This window comes from Streptomyces sp. NPDC059371 (assembly GCF_042751995.1).
Lineage (GTDB): Bacteria > Actinomycetota > Actinomycetes > Streptomycetales > Streptomycetaceae > Streptomyces.
This window is the reverse complement of record NZ_JBHYXD010000073.1, coordinates 16,028-34,807: the sequence shown is the minus strand read 5'-3', so window position 1 is coordinate 34,807 and position 18,780 is coordinate 16,028. Positions and strand designations below refer to the sequence as shown.

The following is an 18,780-nucleotide window of genomic DNA, read 5'->3' as shown; positions in this document are numbered from 1 at the left end:
CCCGGCGGGCTGAGCCTGCACTCCCTCGCCGGGGCGGGTCTGCCTCCTCCAGCTCTTCTCGCCCCCTCCGCCCCTGCCCGTCCCGTACCCGGGGCTCCGCCCCAGACCCCGCTCCTCAAACGCCGGAGGGGCTGAGTTCTCCCCGCGCAAAGGGTCGGCCGGAGGGGCTGAGTTCTCCCCGCGCAGAGGGTCGGCCGGAGGGGCTGAATCTGGCCCGTGCGGAGGGGCTGCACCGTCGGGTGGGGCGGGGGAGTGCGGTGGCCGGGGTGCGCCGTGCGGTGCGCGGGTGCACCTTCGCGGCCGGTGCGGCGCGCGAGGGCGTCTTCGGTGCCGAGGTGACGCGTGATACGCCCGGCGCCTTCCGGAGGCCCGGTGACCCGCGGGGCCCAGGGGGCTTATTCGGTCTAGTGGTTCGGTCCTCCCCGGAATGGACTATTCATCACTCGTGCGGGTGACCGTCGTTGCTGGGTTGCCTTGTCTGACGTGCCCTCGTCGTGATGGCGGTGCCGGAACGCCCGGACGGCCTGGCATCCTTGGCGTAGTACGCGGTGCACGACGTGCGGTATCCCTTTCTCCGCACGATCCTTCTGTACGTTTCCTCGTGACCGTCCGACGCCGAACCAGGAGCCCCGGCCACGTGAGCCACGTGAGCAGCCACTCAGCGCACGGCCAGTCGCCGCTGCGCACCGTGCAGGTGCTCGGCGGCGGAAGCGCGGGCAGCAGCGCGCACGTACGGTCGCTGGCCGCGGGTCTGGTCGCCCGGGGGGTCCGGGTCACCGTCTGCGCCCCCGCCGAGGCGGACCGCGTGTACGGATTCACCGGCGTCGGCGCGCACCACGTGCCCGTGCCCCGCAGCAGCGACCCCGCCTCGGTGTCCGCGCTGCGGGCGGCCTGCGCGGACGCCGATCTGGTGCACGCGCACGGGATCCACGCGGCGCTGCGGGCGGCACTGGCGCTCAGCGGGCGCCGTGTTCCCCTCGTCGTCACCTGGCACACCCGCTCGGAGGCGGACGGCGCCCGTGCCCATGTCCTGCGGCTCGTCGAACGCCGGGTCGCCAGGGCCGCCGCCGTGGTGCTCGGGACCTCGTCCGACCTGGTGGACCGGGCCCGCAGGAGAGGCGCGCGCGACGCGCGGCTCGCCGCCGTCGCGTTCCCGGCGCCGCGCCTGCCCGTCGAGCCGGTGGAACCCGACCGGTTCCGCCACAAGGCGCGGGCCGAACTCGGCGCGACCGACCGCCCGTTGCTCATCGCGGTCGGCTCGCTCGACCGGCACCGCGGCTATCACACCCTCCTGGACGCCTCGCGCGCATGGTGCCGCCTCGATCCCATGCCGCTGCTGGTGATCGCGGGGGAGGGTCCGCTGCGCGCGGTCCTCCAGCGCCGGATCGAGGACGAGGAACTGCCGGTCCGGCTCATCGGGCGGCGCGAGGACGTCGTAGAACTCCTGGCGGCCGCCGACGTCGTGCTGCTGCCCAGCAGATGGGAGTCGCGCTCGGTGCTGGCGCAGGAGGCCCTGCACGCGCGCGTCCCGCTCGTCGCCACGGCGGTCGGGGGCATCCCCGAGATGGTCGGCGACGCGGCCGAACTCGTCCCGTACGGCAACGCGAAGGCGTTCGCCGACGCCGTCGTACGCGTGCTCGCCGATCCGGAGCGTCAGGAGGCACTGCGGGAGAAGGGCGCCCGGCAGGCCGCCACGTGGCCGACCGAGGACGAGACGGTCGCCCAAGTGCTCAGCGTCTACGACGAGTTCACCCGGTTCCGGCCGCTGGCCTGACCGGCGCCGAAGCGGCGGGCGGCCCTCAGGGAACGTGTCTGCGGGCCCGCAGCGCCAGGCTCAACGCCAGTACGGTCTGCGGGTCGTCCAGGTCCATGCCCAGCAACTCGCCGATCCTGGCGAGGCGGTTGTACAGGGTCTGCCGGTTGAGATGCAGTTCGCGGGCGGTCTCCGCCTTGCGGCCCGCGTGCGCCAAGTACGTCTGCAGGGTGGGCAGAAGAGGCGGTTTCGAGCGGACGTCGTGGTCCCGGAGCGGGCCGATCGCGCGCTCCACGAACGCGGCCAGGTCGGGATGCTCACGCAGTCGCCACAGCAGCAGGTCGATGTCCAGCCGGCGGGCGTCGTACCAGGGCCGGTCCGACAGGCCCTGCGCGGCCGTCGCCGTCTCCGCCGCGTGCCGCAGGCCCGCCGACGCGGCCGCCCAGCCCCCGGCCACCCCGACGACCACCACCGGCGGCTGTGCGCCGGGCCGCTGCATGCCGGCCCGTTCCACCCCGGCGCGCAGCGCGGCCGCGACGCGGTCCGCGACGGCAGCCCGCTCCGACTCCGACCGCAGGCCGAGGAGCAGCGGGACCCGCCCCTCGACGGGACGGACGCCCAGCAGGACCGGGACGCCCACCGAGGCCAGTTCCTCCGCGACGGCGCGGGCCAGGACCGCCCAGCCGCCGCCGGGCGCGAGGCCGTCGGCGAGCCGCATCACGACCGGCAGGAGCGGACCGGCGCCGGGCTTGAACCCGAGGACGCGGGCCTGCGCCGGCGCGTCCTCGGCCTCGATACGGCCCTCGGCGAGGTCGGTCAGGAAGTCGCCGCGCCCCCGCGCCGCGAGTTCCTCCTCCTGGCGGGCCTGCATCAACACGACGGCCAGGATGCCGGCGGCCCGCTCCGCGGCGATCCGGTGCACCGGGGCGACCGGCGCGCCGACGGGCAGCAGCACCAGACGGGCCCGTACGGAGCCGGTGCCGGGGCCGCCGCCCGGCACGTCCACCAGGGTGGTTCCCGCGGGCGGCTCCTCCTTGTGCTGGCCGCGCAGCCCCTCCCAGACCTGGAGCGGATCGGCGCCCGCGGAGCCGGCCCCGGCGGCGTACAGGAGCTGTCCGTCGGCGCTCTCCAGGAAGACCGGGTTGCCGCTGAAGTCGGCCAGAATGCGCAGGACCTGGGGTACTCCGCCGCCGCCGAGCAGGGCCTCGGTACAGCGCCGGTGCACTTCCTCGGCCTGCTGGAGCAGTGCGTAGTGGCCGTTGACGATCTCGGTGTGGATCTCCTCCGTGACCGTCACGAAGGGCACCTCGCGGTGCAACTGGACCAGCGGCAGACCGGTGGAGCGCGCCGTCTCCACCAGCGCGGCGGGCAGCCGGGTGAAGCGCGGGCCGAGTTCCACGACGAGCGCGGCGATCCCGCGCTCGGCGAGCGTGCGGACGAACGCGCGCTGGTCGGCGGGGCGGGTGCCGAGACCGTAGCCCGTGGTCAGCAGCAGTTCGCCGCCCTTGAGCAGCGAGGCGATGTTCGGGACCTCGCCCGCGTGCACCCAGCGCACGGTCCGGTGCAGCCGGTCGGCCCCCGCGATGATCTCCGGCAGCCCGCTGCGCAGTCCGGGCAGCTCGAGGGCCCGCTGCACGGTGATTCCGGCGCCCTGGGTGTCGTAACGGCTGTCCATGGAGCGGACGCTACCCGCGGACGGCTTCCGGGGGCATCTCCGGGCCGTGACGGACCACGGCCGGCGCCGCCGCGGGCGGTGTCCGGGGTGAGTGCCGAGGTCAGGCGGTGGCCGGTACCGGGGCGATGTTGTGGTTGAAGCGGAAGACGTTGTCCGGGTCGTACTCGGCCTTCACCGCGGCCAGTCGCCGGAGGTTGTCCTCACCGAGGCCCGCCGTGACGCGGTCCGTGCCCTCGTCCCCGATGAAGTTCAGGTAGACCGCGCCGGTGCTCCACGGCCGGACGTCCTCGCGGACCTTCCTGACCCAGTCGACGCACCGCTCGTCGTCGGCAGGGTCCTCCCAGATCCCGAACGGGTGCACGGCCCACGGCGCGTCGCGGTAGGGGACCGGGAACCGGGACGGTCCGGCGGCGATGGCGCCGCCCTGCGGGAACAGCACGTGCTGGGTGCCGGTGGGGACGGGCATGGCCTCGCCGAGGGCGCAGAAGACGTCCACGAAGTCGTCGGGCGCGCCGGTGACGTATTGCGCCGACCAGTAGTTCCGCATGCCGGGCGGGTCGTCGAGCATGGAATTGAAGTCGGGGTAGGGCAGGGCGGTGACGATCTCGACCTCGTGCGGCAGCGCCAGCAGTGGCTGCGCGACCTTGCGCATGTCCTCCTCGCCGCCCGCGTACGCCACGAGGGCGCCGCACAGCCGCTTGCCGACCAGATGCTCGGGCATGAACTCCTCGGGCGGGGCGGTCAGGTAGAGGACGCCGCCGCCGGCCTCCGGCGGCCCGTTCGCGATGATCTCGCGGTAGACGCGGACGACGTCGGGGCCGGCGTCCGGCCGGAACATCACCAGGGCGATCGAGAACTCGGGCAGCGGGTGCAGCTTGAGGGTCAGCGCGGTGGCGACCCCGAAGTTCCCGCCGCCGCCGTGCAGGGCCCAGAACAGCTCCGGGTTCTCCTGGTCGGTGGCGCGTACCGGCGAGCCGTCGGCGGCCACCAGCTCGACGCCCAGCAGATTGTCCACGGCGAGGCCCATCGACCGGTCCAGCCAGCCGCTGCCGCCGCCGAGGACGAAGCCGCCGACGCCGGTCGTCGAGACACGGCCGCCGGTGGTCGCGAGGCCGTACGGCTGGGTGGCCCGGTCGAGATGGCTCATCAGGGCTCCGCCCTCGACCCGGACCGTCTCGGACCCGGGGTGGACGGTGACCGCGTGCATGCGGCTGAGATCGATGACGAGACCGCCGTCGTTGAGCGACATGCCGGAGACGCTGTGACCGCCCCCGCGTACGGCGATCGGCAGATCCAGATCACGCGCGAAGCGCACCGCGCGTGTCACATCGGCCTCACCCTCGCACTGCGCGATCACGGCGGGCCGCCGGTCGATCATCGCGTTGAAGATCGTCCGGGCCTCGTCGTACCCCGGATCGTCAGGGGTGACCACATCACCGGAGAGACCCGCGCGGAGTGCGGTCAGTGCCGCGCCGGCCTTCGAAAGGGGAGCCATGGAAGCCGCCCCCTTCCATGAGGGGACAGGACCTCTCCAAGGCTAGGCGGGCGCGGCGCATCGGGCGCGTCGGGGAGGCCCCCGGCGCGCCCGGCGCGGTGCGGTTCAGCCGCCGTACGCCCCGCTCGCCGTCAGCCGCAGGGCCGTGTCGATGAGGGGAACGTGGCTGAAGGCCTGCGGGAAGTTCCCGACCTGGCGCTGGAGGCGCGGGTCCCACTCCTCGGCCAGCAGACCGAGGTCGTTGCGCAGGGCCAGCAGGCGCTCGAAGAGCTTGCGCGCCTCGTCGACCCGGCCGATCATCGCGAGGTCGTCGGCCATCCAGAACGAGCAGGCGAGGAAGGCGCCCTCGTCGCCCTCCAGGCCGTCCACGCCCGCGTGTTCGCCGGAGGTCGGGTAGCGCAGGATGAAACCGTCGGAGGTGGACAGCTCGCGCTGGATCGCCTCGATGGTGCCGATCACGCGCTTGTCGTCCGGCGGCAGGAAGCCCATCTGCGGGATGAGCAGCAGCGAGGCGTCGAGTTCCTTGGAGCCGTAGGACTGTGTGAAGGTGTTCCGCTCCTGGTCGTAGCCCTTCTCGCACACGTCCCGGTGGATGTCGTCGCGCAGTTCGCGCCATTTCTCCAGGGGGCCGTGCGCGTCCCCGGACTCGATGAGCTTGATGGTGCGGTCGACGGCGACCCAGGCCATCACCTTGGAGTGCACGAAGTGCCGCCGCGGGCCCCGGACTTCCCAGATGCCCTCGTCCGGCTGGTCCCAGTGGGTCTCCAGGTAGCGGATCAGCTTCAACTGGAGGAGCGAGGCGTAGTCGTTGCGGGACAGGCCCGTCATGTGGGCCAGGTGCAGGGCCTCGGTGACCTCGCCGTAGACGTCGAGCTGGAGCTGGTGCGCGGCGCCGTTGCCGACCCGGACCGGCGCCGAATTCTCGTACCCGGGAAGCCAGTCGAGCTCGGCTTCGCCCAACTCCCGTTCGCCCGCGATGCCGTACATGATCTGGAGGTTCTCCGGGTCGCCGGCGACCGCGCGCAGCAGCCACTCGCGCCAGGCGCGGGCCTCCTCGCGGTAGCCGGTGCGCAGCAGCGAGGAGAGGGTGATGGCCGCGTCGCGCAGCCAGGTGTAGCGGTAGTCCCAGTTGCGTACGCCGCCGATCTCCTCCGGGAGGGAGGTGGTGGGCGCGGCGACGATGCCGCCCGTGGGCGCGTACGTGAGGGCCTTCAGCGTGATCAGGGAGCGGACGACGGCCTCGCGGTAGGGGCCGTGGTACGTGCACTGGTCGACCCAGTCGCGCCAGAACTCCTCGGTCGCCTCCAGCGACTGCTCCGGCTCGGGCAGCGGAGGGGGCTGCTTGTGCGAGGGCTCCCACGACACGGTGAAGGCGATGCGCTCGCCCGGCGCCACGGTGAAGTCGGCGTAGGTGGTCAGGTCCTTGCCGTACGTCTGACAGTCCGTGTCGAACCAGACCGAGTCGGGTCCGGCGACCGCGACCGTGCGCCCCTCGTGCCGGCGCACCCAGGGCACGACGCGGCCGTAGGAGAACCGCATGCGCAGCGTGGAGCGCATCGGCACCCGGCCGCTGACGCCCTCGACGATCCGGATGAGCTGGGGCGCGCCGTCACGCGGCGGCATGAAATCGGTCACCCGGACCGTGCCCCGCGGTGTGTCCCACTCGGACTCGAGGATCAGCGAGTCGCCGCGGTACCGGCGGCGCGAGGCCGCGGGCGGCTGCGCGTCGGCCGCGTGCGCGGGACCGAGCCGCCAGAAGCCGTGATCCTCCGTGCCGAGCAGTCCCGCGAAGATGGCATGGGAGTCGAAGCGGGGCAGGCACAGCCAGTCGACTGTGCCGTCCCGGCAGACCAGCGCGGCTGTCTGCATGTCTCCGATGAGTGCGTAGTCCTCGATGCGCCCGGCCACGTGCATCTCCAGTCGAACGGCCACGGCGCCCCTGCGCGGGGCGGTCGCTCTTGCGGTCAAAGGGAACGTAGGTACTGCAAAACAGTAGGCAATGGGAGTCGGTAACTGCGGAACGTCGATGATGGGGGACGTCCGCCGTGCGTCGCTGCGAAACGCCGGTTGTCGGTGCGATGGGCGATGCGATTGTCGTTTCGAAACGAACTGACAGGCCCTCTTTGTTCCGGTTACGTGCGGGATGGTGCCGTGTGCCGGAGGGGCTCGGCAGCGAGTGTCCGAGCAGGATACGACGCACGTGGAAGATCCGCGTGCCGCTCCGGACAACCCGGCTGCGCCGATCGAGTGAGCGGTGTGTGAGGTGTGTGCCCGGCCGGGTGCCCGGGTGTGCCCGACCGGGTGCACGGGCGTGCGCGGAGCGTGGCCGGAAGCGGCCTCGTCCGGTCGCTGATACCCTGGTAGCCCGTGGACCGGTGGGCAAGAAACCCCCGAACCGCAGCGACGGCAACCCCCGGAAATCTCCGGGCCCCACGCCGGCACGCACCCCAGACCGACCACGGGAGCCCCCTCTTGGCCATGCCGCCCAGTGCTTTTCGAAACAGCACAGCCACGACGACCAAGCACATCTTCGTCACCGGGGGTGTCGCTTCGTCCCTCGGCAAGGGACTGACCGCCTCCAGCCTGGGCGCGCTGCTCAAGGCGCGGGGTCTGCGCGTCACCATGCAGAAGCTCGACCCGTACCTGAACGTCGACCCGGGCACCATGAACCCGTTCCAGCACGGCGAGGTGTTCGTCACCAACGACGGCGCCGAGACGGACCTGGACATCGGGCACTACGAGCGTTTCCTCGACGTGGACCTGGACGGCTCGGCCAACGTGACCACCGGTCAGGTGTACTCCACCGTCATCGCCAAGGAGCGGCGCGGCGAGTACCTGGGTGACACCGTGCAGGTCATCCCGCACATCACCAACGAGATCAAGCACCGCATCCGCCGCATGGCGGCCGACGACGTCGACGTCGTCATCACCGAGGTCGGCGGCACGGTCGGCGACATCGAGTCGCTGCCCTTCCTGGAGACGGTCCGCCAGGTCCGTCACGAGGTCGGCCGCGACAACGTGTTCGTCGTGCACATCTCGCTCCTGCCCTACATCGGCCCGTCCGGCGAGCTGAAGACCAAGCCGACGCAGCACTCGGTCGCGGCGCTGCGCAACATCGGTATCCAGCCGGACGCGATCGTGTTGCGGGCCGACCGCGAGGTCCCCATCGCCATCAAGCGCAAGATCTCGCTGATGTGCGACGTCGACGAGGCCGCCGTGGTCGCGGCGATCGACGCCCCGTCGATCTACGACATCCCGAAGGTCCTGCACACCGAGGGTCTGGACGCCTACGTCGTCCGCAAGCTGGACCTGCCGTTCCGTGACGTGGACTGGAGGGTCTGGGAGGACCTGCTCGACCGCGTCCACAACCCGGTCCACGAGATCAGCATGGCGCTCGTCGGCAAGTACATCGACCTGCCCGACGCCTACCTCTCGGTCACCGAGGCGCTGCGCGCCGGCGGTTTCGCCAACAAGGCCCGCGTCACGATCAAGTGGGTCGCATCGGACGACTGCAAGACCCCCGCGGGCGCGGCCAAGCAGCTCGGCGACGTCGACGCGATCTGTATCCCCGGCGGCTTCGGCGACCGCGGCGTCTCCGGCAAGGTCGGCGCGATCCAGTACGCCCGCGAGAACAAGATCCCGCTGCTCGGTCTGTGCCTCGGCCTGCAGTGCATCGTGATCGAGGCCGCGCGGAACCTGGCCGACATCCCCGACGCCAACTCCACCGAGTTCGACTCCGGCACCGGCCACCCGGTCATCTCCACGATGGCCGAGCAGCTCGACATCGTGGCGGGCGAGGGCGACATGGGCGGCACCATGCGCCTGGGCATGTACCCGGCCAAGCTCGCCGAGGGCTCGATCGTGCGCGAGGTGTACGACGGCAAGGAGTACGTCGAGGAGCGCCACCGTCACCGCTACGAGGTGAACAACGCCTACCGCGCCGAGCTGGAGAAGAAGGCCGGTCTGCAGTTCTCCGGCACCTCCCCGGACGGCAAGCTCGTCGAGTACGTCGAGTACCCGCGCGATGTCCACCCGTACCTGGTCGCGACGCAGGCGCACCCCGAGCTGCGCTCCCGCCCGACCCGGCCGCACCCGCTCTTCGCGGGCCTGGTCAAGGCCGCGGTGGCGCGCAAGACGGGCAAGTAGGGCCAAGTAACACCAGGTTGTACGGTGACCGGGGTGCGGGTCCGCGGGAGTTCCCGCGGGCGCGTGCCCCGGTTCCGTCACGGGACCGGACTCTTTTTGCGTGTGGGAGGACAGGCCATGACGATCAAGGACACCCCCGAGGAGTGGGAGGTCCGGGCGACCGAGACCCCCTTCAAGGGCAACAAGACCTCGGTGCGCACCGACGACGTGGTCATGCCCGACGGATCCGTCGTCCGCCGGGACTACCAGGTCCACCCGGGCTCCGTGGCCGTGCTCGCCCTGGACGAGGAGGACCGTGTCCTGGTCCTGCGCCAGTACCGCCACCCCGTGCGCCACAAGCTGTGGGAGATCCCGGCGGGCCTGCTCGACATCCCCGGCGAGAACCCGCTGCACGCCGCCCGGCGCGAGCTCTATGAGGAGGCGCACGTCAAGGCGGAGACCTGGCGAGTGCTGACCGACGTGTACACCACCCCCGGCGGCTGCGACGAGGCCATCCGCATCTTCCTGGCCACCGGCCTCTCCCAGGCGGAGGGCGAGCGGTTCGAGGTCGAGGACGAGGAGGCCGACATGGAGCTGGCCCGCGTCCCCCTCTATGAACTCGTCGGCGGTGTGCTCGCCGGCGACCTGCACAACAACTGCCTGGTCGTGGGCGTTCTCTCGCTTCTCGCCGCACGGCAGGGCGACGGACTCGACGCCCTGCGCCCGGCCGAGGCACCCTGGCCCGCCCGCCCCTTCGAAGCCTGACGTCGCCTCCGGGGAGGCCGCGCACCGACCCGGAACCCGCCTCGGACGGGCCGGGTACGCCCGTCCGAGGAGTACGGGCGTACCCGCCCGGGGAGTCCGGGTACGCCCATCCGGGGAGCGGGGTACGCCCATCCGGGGATGCCGGTCCTACGATCGCCTGATCCGATCGGGGGACGCCGCCGCCACGCTCCGCCCGGATCGTCGCAGAGCGTGAACTAGGCTCTGGAAAACGCCCGCACCGGAGTCCCGGCGGGCTTGCGCGTGCAGTGGAACGGGAGCGTGGCCCGTGGCGGATCAGGTGGTGGACGACGGCGGCACCAAGGTGTCGTCCCAGGGGCAGCCCCCGGCTGCCGGGTCCCCTCCTACGGAGAGTCAGTTCCTGGGCCGCACAAGAGAGTTGAAGGAACTCCGGGCGGACATCGAGCGCGCGGGCCTCGACACCATCGCCGGCCGCAAGGCCCCGCGGGCACGGGTGCTCCTCATCGCCGGCAAGCCCGGCTCCGGCCGCAGCGCGCTCGCCGGCCGGCTCGCCGAGCAGGTCGCCGAGAGTTACCCCGACGGCCTCCTGCGCGCCCGGCTCACCGAACCCGGCGGCACACCGGTGCCCACCGAGGCCACCGCGCGCGACCTGCTCACCGCCCTCGGCCTGACCGCACCCCCCGGAGCCCGCGCCGACGACCTCGGCGAGCGGCTGCGCGAGGCCCTCGCGATCCGCCGGGCGGTGCTCCTGCTCGACGACGCGGCCGACGCCGAGCAGGTCGACGCGCTGCTGCCCGACTCCCCGGACTGCCTGGTCGTCGCCGTCTCCGGCGGGCCGCTGACCGGCATCGCGGACGTCCGCCCCTGCACCCTGGGCGGCCTGGACACCAAGTCCGCCCTCGAACTCCTCGGCCACTTCACCGGCTCGGTGCGCATCACCGTCGACCCGCTCGCCGCCGAAGGGCTGGTCGAGCTGTGCGCGGGTCAGCCGACCGCCCTGGTGCTGGCCGGCGGCTGGCTCGCCGCGCGTCCCGCCTCCGCCGTCGCCGACCTCGCCAAGCACCTGCGCACCGAGGGCGAGGACGGCACACCGCTGGAACGCGTCTTCCGGCTCTCGTACACCTCCCTGCCGGGCACCGCCGCGCGGATACTGCGGCTGCTGTCGCTCGCCCCCGCGGGCCTCGTCGACCCGCACACCGCCTCCGCGCTGGCCGGCTGCTCGGTCCAGGCGGCGCACACCGCGCTGGACGAGTTCGTCGGCCTCGGCCTGGTGCGGGAGGTTTCCTCGCCGCTGCCGCAGTACGAGGTCCCCGGCTGCCTCCACCCGCTGCTCCGCGCGCTCGTCGACACGCATGACCGGCCCGCCGAGGTGCAGCTCGCCCGCGCCCGGATGCTGGAGCGGACCGTACGGCTCCTGGTGTCCTGCCGCGCCATCACCGAGACCGACAGCTCGCCCGCCCGGGAGAAGCTCGCCGGCATGCCGCGCGCCCTGCGGTTCGCCAGCCCCAGGGCGGCCGAGGACTGGCTGCGCGTGCGCCGGCCAGCGCTGCTCGCCTCCGCCCGGCTGGCGGTCGCCGACGGGGAACTGGACACGCTCGCCCGACGGCTGATGGCCGCCCTGGTCCGCGCGATGGCGGCTCATTTCGGCACCCGGGCCGCGGCGCCCGATCTGTACGGCGTCCACCGGCTCGTCCTGGACGTCGCCGAACGCCGGAACCTGCCCCGCGAGAAGGCGGCGGCGCTGCTCAATCTCGCCGACCTGGACGCGCAGACCGGCCGGAAGACCGACGCCCTCGCCCGCTACCGGGCAGCGCTCGACGCCGGACGCGAGGCGAACGACCCGTACGCGACCGGCCGCGCGATGGAATCCGTAGGCGGTGCCCACCAGGAACTCGGGGACCACGACCGGGCCGCCGACTGGTACGGCAGGGCACTCGCCCAGCGGCTCGCGCGGGACGAGCGCGTGGACGCCGCCCGGCTGTACGGGCGCATCGCCACCGCGCACACCTACGCGGGCCGCTACGGCGAGGCTCAGGTCAACTGGCGCGCCGCGGTCGCCTGGCACCGCAAGAACGGTGATGTCGCCTCCCAGGCAAGGGCGTTGAGCGAGATGGCCCGGGTCCAGGAGTACGCCGGACGGCCCGAGGAGTCGCTGCGCACCTGCCAGGAGGCCGTGGAGTGGGCGCGCCGCGCGGACGACGTACGCCTGCAGGCCGCGCTCCAGGTCAGGCTGGCCGACACCCTGGACCGGCTCGGCGACCCGGCGGCCGCCCGGCTGCACCGAGCGGCGGCCGAGCGCATGCTGGGAGAGGAGCTCCCGGAGAGCACATCCGACTCGGAATGCGACGGTAATGCCTACGAAATCCGCAGTGCATCCGCTGAAGGTTGATGCATTGAAAGGCTAGACAGAGGGAATCCCTTCATTAGACTGGCTCCGCCGCGTTCTTCCGTGGTGTCTCCCGGTGTGCTCCTGTACGTCGGGTATGACATGCATTGCCTGGCTTGCATCGCCTCGGCATGCATCCCCCAGAGCCCTCTGAGTCAAGGACCGTGATCGACGTGAAGGTCGGCATCCCCCGCGAGGTCAAGAACAACGAGTTCCGGGTGGCCATCACCCCCGCCGGTGTGCACGAGCTCGTGCGCCACGGCCACCAGGTCTTCGTCGAGCAGAGCGCCGGTGTCGGCTCCTCGATCACGGACGAGGAGTACGTCTCCGCCGGCGCGCAGATCCTGCCCACCGCCGACGAGGTCTGGGCCACCGCCGACCTGCTGCTGAAGGTCAAGGAGCCCATCGCGGAGGAGTACCACCGCCTCCGCAAGGACCAGACGCTCTTCACCTACCTGCACCTGGCCGCTTCCAGGGAGTGCACGGACGCGCTCCTGGAGTCCGGCACCACGGCGATCGCCTACGAGACCGTCGAGCTGCCCAGCCGCGCCCTGCCGCTGCTCGCCCCGATGTCCGAGGTCGCGGGCCGCCTCGCCCCGCAGGTCGGCGCCTATCACCTGATGCGCGCCAACGGCGGCCGCGGTGTCCTGCCCGGCGGTGTCCCGGGCGTGCTGCCGGCCAAGGCCGTCGTGATCGGCGGCGGTGTCTCCGGCTGGAACGCCGCGCAGATCGCCATCGGCATGGGCTTCGAGGTGACGCTCCTCGACCGCGACATCAACAAGCTGCGCGAGGCCGACAAGATCTTCGGCACGAAGGTCAAGGCCGTCATGTCCAACTCCTTCGAGCTGGAGAAGGCCTGCCTCGAGGCCGACCTCGTGATCGGTGCCGTGCTGATCCCCGGCGCCAAGGCGCCGAAGCTGGTCACCAACGAGCTCGTCTCCCGGATGAAGCCGGGCAGTGTCCTGGTCGACATCGCGATCGACCAGGGCGGCTGCTTCGAGGACTCGCGCCCCACCACGCACGCCGAGCCGACCTTCCCGGTCCACAACTCGGTGTTCTACTGCGTCGCCAACATGCCCGGCGCGGTCCCCAACACCTCGACGTACGCGCTGACGAACGCCACGCTGCCGTACATCGTCGAGCTCGCCGACCGGGGCTGGACCGAGGCGCTGCGCCGTGACAACGCGCTGGCCAAGGGTCTCAACACCCATGACGGCAAGGTTGTTTACCGCGAGGTCGCCGAGGCGCACGGGCTGGAGCACGTCGCGCTGGAGAGCCTGCTCGGCTGAGTTTGCCGATGGCTCAATTAGTCGACATTTTAGGTCGACTCGGCGTCGACAAAAGGCGATACGTCAACACGGTCGTCAACACCGCTCACCCGGCCGGACCTTGCACGACAAGGTCCGGCCGGGTGTGTGTCGGCTCACTTTGCGACACTCGTTCAACTCGGCACGAACGTAACTCTTCAACCGATTCGCACACCGGTGAAACCTGCCGTGCGACGGCCTTACGCCCTTGACAGAGGGGTGTTCGGTTGCCGACACATCGGGTCGGGTCCGGCGGATTGTGTTGCTGCGGAGCGGTGACACGCCATAGAGTCGCCAATCGTCGGCATGGTGCCACGCTGACCTATCGAGAAGTTCCCTGGTCACCAAGGAGGTAAGACGACTTGTGAATGAGTCGACATTTACTCCCGGGGGTGGTCAACCAGGAATGCCGGCGCGGGGCCAGAGCCCCAAGGGGCTCGAGGCTGTCGGCTCCGTCGCTGTCCGCACCTTCGCAGCCCACCAGAGTCCCCGGATGACTCAGACAGCACACCCGAGCATGGATGGCCATCACGTGAACGCCATGGCCGGCAACGGAAGTGGCGGGAACCGCACCCACTTCGCCGACTACGACGAACTGCCCGAGGGGCACTTCTACGACCCCGACGCCGAGTACGAGCCCGATCCGGAGTACGCGGCGACGCTCGCGCCCGACGCGGCCCGTCAGCGCCGTGAGCGCATCGGCCCGACAGGGCGCCCGCTGCCCTACTTCCCGATCCCGGGTCCGCTGACCAGTCACGGCCCCGCGACGATCATCGCGATGTGCAACCAGAAGGGCGGCGTGGGCAAGACCACGTCGACCATCAACCTGGGTGCCGCGCTCGCGGAGTACGGACGCCGGGTACTGCTCGTCGACTTCGACCCGCAGGGCGCGCTGTCCGTGGGACTCGGCGTCAACCCGATGGAGCTCGACCTCACCGTCTACAACCTGCTCATGGAGCGGGGCATGGCGGCCGACGAGGTGCTCCTGAAGACGGCGGTCCCGAACATGGACCTGCTGCCCAGCAACATCGACCTGTCCGCCGCCGAGGTGCAGCTCGTGAGCGAGGTCGCGCGCGAGTCCACGCTGCAGCGCGCCCTGAAGCCACTGCTGGCCGACTACGACTACATCGTGATCGACTGTCAGCCCTCGCTCGGCCTGCTCACCGTGAACGCGCTGACGGCGGCCCACAAGGTGATCGTGCCGCTGGAGTGCGAGTTCTTCGCGCTGCGCGGTGTAGCGCTGCTCACCGAGACGATCGAGAAGGTCCAGGAACGGCTCAACCCCGACCTGGAGCTCGACGGCATCCTCGCCACGATGTACGACTCCCGCACGGTGCACAGCCGTGAGGTGCTCGCGCGCGTGGTCGAGGCCTTCGACGAGCACGTCTACCACACCGTGATCGGCCGGACCGTCCGCTTCCCGGAGACCACGGTCGCCGGTGAGCCGATCACCACGTACGCCTCCAACTCCGTCGGTGCCGCCGCCTATCGCCAGCTCGCCAGGGAGGTGCTCGCCCGGTGTCACGCCGAGTGAGTCTGCCGGGGGCCGACGAACTGTTCCGTACCACCGGGGGCATGGCGCTCCAGTCATCCAGCCCCACCCGCCGGACCAACGGCGAGGCCCGGGTGCCGGCCCCGGCCGGCGAGAGCGACGCGGCGGCCGGGGAGGACGCGCCGCAGTCGGTGCCCGTCCAGGGCGGTGACGGTGAGGGCGACGAACACGTCGCCACCCACGCCGAGCCGTCCGACGCGGGGGAGTCGCGCAGCCGGGGCGGCGCGCCGGACCGTTCGGTGCGCGGCCGGCCGGCGCAGGAAGGTTCTGGCGCTCCTTCCACGTCCGTGCAGTCGTCCCGTAAGCGGGGGCGCGCCGCGAACCGCCGGCCCAGCGGGCGGGAGCGGCACGACGAGAAGATCACCGTGTACGTGTCCGCGGAGGAGCTGATGGACCTCGAACACGCGCGTCTGGTGCTCCGCGGTGAGCACGGTCTCGCCGTAGACCGCGGGCGGATCGTCCGTGAGGCGGTCGCCGTGGTCCTGGCGGACCTGGAGTCCCGCGGGGACGCGAGCATTCTCGTACGGCGACTGCGCGGGCGGTAGAGGTAGCCTTCGACGGCTATGACCTCGAACGTCCCGCCTCCGTCAGCCGCCCCCGGCGGCCGTCGGCGTGCACTGGGGCGCGGTCCCGGCACCGCGCCAGGACCGGTCGAGGCACCGCCCGAGCCGACCGGACCGCCGGCCGGACCCCCGATCGCCCCGCCCGTCGAACCGCCGTCCGGGCCGTCGGCCGAACCCCGGAAGAGCCCCCGTGAGCCCTCCCAGGCGCCCCGTGAGGGCGCCGGGGGGCCGGTCGGGCCAGAGACCGCGGCCGAGCCCTCCGGGACGCCTGGAGCCCCCGCCGGGCCCTCCGCGCCGCCCGGGGAGGGATCCGGCCCCGCTTCCGCCGACGCCGCGGACGGGGTCTTCAAGGTGCGGCTCTCGAATTTCGAGGGGCCCTTCGATCTGCTGCTCCAGCTCATCTCCAAGCACAAGCTCGATGTCACCGAAGTGGCGCTGTCCAAGGTCACCGACGAGTTCATGGCGCACATCCGCGCGATGGGCCCGGACTGGGATCTCGACGAGACGACCGAGTTCCTCGTCGTCGCGGCGACCCTCCTCGACCTGAAGGCGGCCCGGCTGCTGCCGGCCGCCCAGGTGGAGGACGAGGCCGACCTGGCCCTGCTGGAGGCCCGGGACCTGCTGTTCGCGCGGCTGCTCCAGTACCGCGCGTACAAACGGATCGCGGACATCTTCAACACGCGCCTGGAGGAGGAGGCCCGCCGCTACCCCCGTACGGTCGGCCTGGAGGCCCGGTACGCCCAGCTGCTGCCCGAGGTCGTCATCAGCATCGGCCCCGAGGGCTTCGCGCGGCTCGCCGTGAAGGCGATGCAGCCCAGACCCAAGCCCCAGGTGTACGTCGACCACATCCACGCGCCGCTCGTCAGCGTGCAGGAGCAGGCCGGGATCGTGGTGGCGCGGCTCCGGGAACTCGGCGAGGCCAGCTTCCGCTCGCTCATCGAGGACACCGACGACACCCTCACCGTGGTCGCCCGCTTCCTGGCCCTGCTGGAGCTCTACCGGGAGAAGGCCGTCGCCCTGGACCAGGAGGAGGCTCTCGGGGACCTCGTGGTGCGCTGGACGGGCGGGGTGGGCGACGAGGGGCCGCGGGTGACCGACGAGTTCGACCGGCCGGCGGAAACGGCGGACGACGAGGCAGGGCGCGGGACCGAGAAGGAGAAGGCGTGAGCGAGGAGACCACCGGCACCCCCGCGGGGCCGCCCACCGTCGCCGGCCTCGATCTCGGGGCCGCCCTGGAGGCCGTCCTGATGGTCGTGGACGAGCCGGCCACCGAGGAACACCTCGCCAAGATCCTGGAGCGGCCCCGGCGGCAGGTCGCGGACGCGCTGCGCGCGCTGGCCGACGAGTACACCGTCCAGGGCCGCGGATTCGAGCTCAGGCTGATCGCGGGCGGCTGGCGCTTCTACTCGCGTCCCGCCTACGCGAGCGCCGTCGAACGCTTCGTCCTGGACGGCCAGCATGCCCGGCTCACCCAGGCGGCCCTGGAGACTCTGGCCGTCGTCGCGTACCGCCGGCCGGTGAGCCGCTCCCGGGTCTCCGCGGTCCGCGGAGTCAACTGTGACGGTGTGATGCGGACCCTCCTCCAGCGCGGTCTGGTCGAGGAGGCGGGCACGGAACCCGAAACAGGTGCGATCCTGTACACGACGACGAACTACTTCCTGGAGCGAATGGGCCTGCGAGGCCTGGACGAGCTCCCGGAGCTCGCGCCCTTCCTCCCCGAGGCGGACGCGATCGAGGCAGAGACGCTGGAAGGGGTCCCGTCGTTCGATCCGGACGCACCGGATGCAGACGCAGACGACACGACGACGACGGAACTTTGATGCGAAGCAGTGGCAGTGGCAGTGGCAGTAACAGCGGGCGCGGCAACCCGCGCGGAACCGGCGGAAGCGGCGGTTCGCGCGGCAGCGGCGGTTCCCGTGGGACCGGCGGGGGCGGTGGCTCGCGCGGCAGCGGCAGCGGTGGGGGCGGTTTCCGCGGCAGCGGCAGTGGCAGTGGTGGCGGAGGTGGCTCGCGCGGAACCGGCGGGAGCGGCTTCCAGCCGAGGAGCGCGGCGGCAGGGCGCGACGACCAGCCGAAGCGTCCCAGCAAGCCCCGTCCCGAGGAGCGTCGCTACGACGTAGGCCCCGGTGGCACGCACGAAGGCCCGAAGTCCGGTCGCGGCGCCTCGGCACGCGGCGGAGCCAAGGGCGGTCCCAAGCAGGGCCAGCAGCGCGGCGGCCGCACGGAGCCCTCGCGCTCCCGTGAGTACGAGACGCGGACCGAGGAGCGCAACCGCGACCGGTATGCGGGCAAGCCCGACATCAAGCTGCCCAAGACCTTCCCGGGTGCCGAGGAGGAGGGCGAGCGCCTCCAGAAGATCCTCGCGCGAGCGGGCTACGGCTCGCGCCGTGCCTGCGAGGAGCTGGTCGACCAGGCCAGGGTCGAGGTCAACGGCGAGATCGTCCTGGAGCAGGGTCTGCGCGTCGACCCGGAGAAGGACGAGATCAAGGTCGACGGCCTGACGGTCGCGACGCAGTCGTACCAGTTCTTCTCGCTGAACAAGCCCGCCGGTGTCGTCTCCACGATGGAGGACAACGAGGGCCGTCAGTGCCTCGGCGACTACGTGACGAACCGCGAGACGCGGCTCTTCCACGTGGGCCGGCTCGACACCGAGACCGAGGGTGTCATCCTGCTCACCAACCACGGCGAGCTGGCGCACCGGCTGACCCACCCCAAGTACGGCGTGAAGAAGGTCTACCTCGCGCACATCGTGGGCCCGATCCCGCGCGACCTGGGCAAGCGGCTCAAGGACGGCATCCAGCTGGAGGACGGGTACGCGAAGGCGGACCACTTCCGTGTCGTCGAGCAGACCGGCAAGAACTACCTCGTCGAGGTGACTCTGCACGAGGGCCGCAAGCACATCGTGCGCCGCATGCTCGCCGAGGCCGGTTTCCCGGTCGACAAGCTGGTGCGCGTCGCCTTCGGCCCGATCACCCTGGGCGACCAGAAGTCGGGCTGGCTGCGCCGCCTGTCGAACACCGAGGTCGGCATGCTCATGGCCGAGGTCGGTCTCTGATCCCGCAAGCGCTGTGAGGCCCCGGAGCCCCTGTGGCTCCGGCGGCCCGCGGACATCCCCGCGCCCACGACGGGGGCGCCCGCCCCTTCAACCGCTCCCCGCCCCGACGGTATGACAGCCCCGGG

General features: G+C 71.8%; 13 protein-coding genes. 10 read left to right on the top strand and 3 right to left on the bottom strand.

All coding sequences use genetic code 11. The annotated features are described in order from the left end of the window. Positions 1-637 precede the first annotated feature (637 nt). A complete protein-coding gene (locus ACFXGX_RS30915) occupies positions 638-1,774 on the top strand; it encodes a glycosyltransferase family 4 protein (RefSeq protein WP_384797515.1) in 1,137 nt (378 codons plus the stop codon). Between the two features lie 25 nt (positions 1,775-1,799). On the opposite strand, the gene ACFXGX_RS30910 is transcribed toward ACFXGX_RS30915, so the two are convergent. From ACFXGX_RS30910 to ACFXGX_RS30900, 3 genes are all read right to left on the bottom strand, one after another. Beyond that, on the bottom strand, positions 1,800-3,428 hold the full coding sequence (locus ACFXGX_RS30910) for a PucR family transcriptional regulator (protein WP_384797512.1): 1,629 nt from the start codon (positions 3,426-3,428) through the stop codon (positions 1,800-1,802). A gap of 100 nt (positions 3,429-3,528) precedes the next feature. Then, on the bottom strand, positions 3,529-4,923 hold the full coding sequence (locus ACFXGX_RS30905; protein ID WP_384797509.1) for an FAD-binding oxidoreductase: 1,395 nt from the start codon (positions 4,921-4,923) through the stop codon (positions 3,529-3,531). A gap of 105 nt (positions 4,924-5,028) precedes the next feature. Beyond that, positions 5,029-6,831 carry a glycoside hydrolase family 15 protein gene (locus ACFXGX_RS30900; RefSeq protein ID WP_384797547.1) on the bottom strand — a complete coding sequence of 601 codons (1,803 nt, stop codon included), beginning with the start codon at positions 6,829-6,831 and terminating at the stop codon, positions 5,029-5,031. Positions 6,832-7,401: 570 nt separating this feature from the next. Here ACFXGX_RS30900 and ACFXGX_RS30895 point away from each other — a divergent pair. The 9 genes from ACFXGX_RS30895 (at position 7,402) to ACFXGX_RS30855 (ending at position 18,655) form a co-directional block, all read left to right on the top strand. Then, positions 7,402-9,069, top strand: coding sequence for a CTP synthase (locus ACFXGX_RS30895; RefSeq protein WP_384797506.1), 1,668 nt, complete (start codon positions 7,402-7,404; stop codon positions 9,067-9,069). 117 nt (positions 9,070-9,186) lie between these two features. Further along, positions 9,187-9,813 (top strand): NUDIX domain-containing protein, encoded by a 627-nt coding sequence (locus tag ACFXGX_RS30890; RefSeq protein ID WP_384797503.1) that lies wholly within the window; start codon positions 9,187-9,189, stop codon positions 9,811-9,813. Between the two features lie 286 nt (positions 9,814-10,099). Further along, positions 10,100-12,181 carry a tetratricopeptide repeat protein gene (locus ACFXGX_RS30885; protein ID WP_384797500.1) on the top strand — a complete coding sequence of 694 codons (2,082 nt, stop codon included), beginning with the start codon at positions 10,100-10,102 and terminating at the stop codon, positions 12,179-12,181. 170 nt (positions 12,182-12,351) lie between these two features. Then, complete coding sequence (gene ald / locus ACFXGX_RS30880; RefSeq protein ID WP_384797544.1) at positions 12,352-13,467, top strand: alanine dehydrogenase; 1,116 nt, start codon at positions 12,352-12,354, stop codon at positions 13,465-13,467. Positions 13,468-13,891: 424 nt separating this feature from the next. Next, positions 13,892-15,019 carry a ParA family protein gene (locus tag ACFXGX_RS30875; RefSeq protein WP_384797497.1) on the top strand — a complete coding sequence of 376 codons (1,128 nt, stop codon included), beginning with the start codon at positions 13,892-13,894 and terminating at the stop codon, positions 15,017-15,019. Further along, on the top strand, positions 15,004-15,582 hold the full coding sequence (locus tag ACFXGX_RS30870; RefSeq protein WP_384797495.1) for a hypothetical protein: 579 nt from the start codon (positions 15,004-15,006) through the stop codon (positions 15,580-15,582). The genes ACFXGX_RS30875 and ACFXGX_RS30870 overlap by 16 nt, the downstream gene beginning before the upstream one ends. Positions 15,583-15,600: 18 nt before the next feature. Continuing rightward, complete coding sequence (locus tag ACFXGX_RS30865) at positions 15,601-16,767, top strand: segregation/condensation protein A (RefSeq protein ID WP_384797494.1); 1,167 nt, start codon at positions 15,601-15,603, stop codon at positions 16,765-16,767. Then, positions 16,764-17,420 carry an SMC-Scp complex subunit ScpB gene (scpB, locus tag ACFXGX_RS30860; protein ID WP_384797491.1) on the top strand — a complete coding sequence of 219 codons (657 nt, stop codon included), beginning with the start codon at positions 16,764-16,766 and terminating at the stop codon, positions 17,418-17,420. The genes ACFXGX_RS30865 and scpB overlap by 4 nt, the downstream gene beginning before the upstream one ends. Beyond that, a complete protein-coding gene (locus ACFXGX_RS30855; protein WP_384797488.1) occupies positions 17,420-18,655 on the top strand; it encodes a pseudouridine synthase in 1,236 nt (411 codons plus the stop codon). Before scpB ends, ACFXGX_RS30855 begins: the two co-directional genes overlap by 1 nt. Positions 18,656-18,780: the final 125 nt, after the last annotated feature.

What these genes read in the sequence shown, in the direction of transcription:
- ACFXGX_RS30910 (WP_384797512.1), bottom strand. Translation starts at nt 3,428, where the DNA reads ATGGACAGCCGTTACGACACCCAGGGCGCCGGAATCACCGTGCAGCGG.
- ACFXGX_RS30905 (WP_384797509.1), bottom strand. Translation starts at nt 4,923, where the DNA reads ATGGCTCCCCTTTCGAAGGCCGGCGCGGCACTGACCGCACTCCGCGCG.
- ACFXGX_RS30895 (WP_384797506.1), top strand. Translation starts at nt 7,402, where the DNA reads ATGCCGCCCAGTGCTTTTCGAAACAGCACAGCCACGACGACCAAGCAC.
- ACFXGX_RS30890 (WP_384797503.1), top strand. Translation starts at nt 9,187, where the DNA reads ATGACGATCAAGGACACCCCCGAGGAGTGGGAGGTCCGGGCGACCGAG.
- ACFXGX_RS30875 (WP_384797497.1), top strand. Translation starts at nt 13,892, where the DNA reads ATGCCGGCGCGGGGCCAGAGCCCCAAGGGGCTCGAGGCTGTCGGCTCC.
- ACFXGX_RS30865 (WP_384797494.1), top strand. Translation starts at nt 15,601, where the DNA reads ATGACCTCGAACGTCCCGCCTCCGTCAGCCGCCCCCGGCGGCCGTCGG.
- ACFXGX_RS30855 (WP_384797488.1), top strand. Translation starts at nt 17,420, where the DNA reads ATGCGAAGCAGTGGCAGTGGCAGTGGCAGTAACAGCGGGCGCGGCAAC.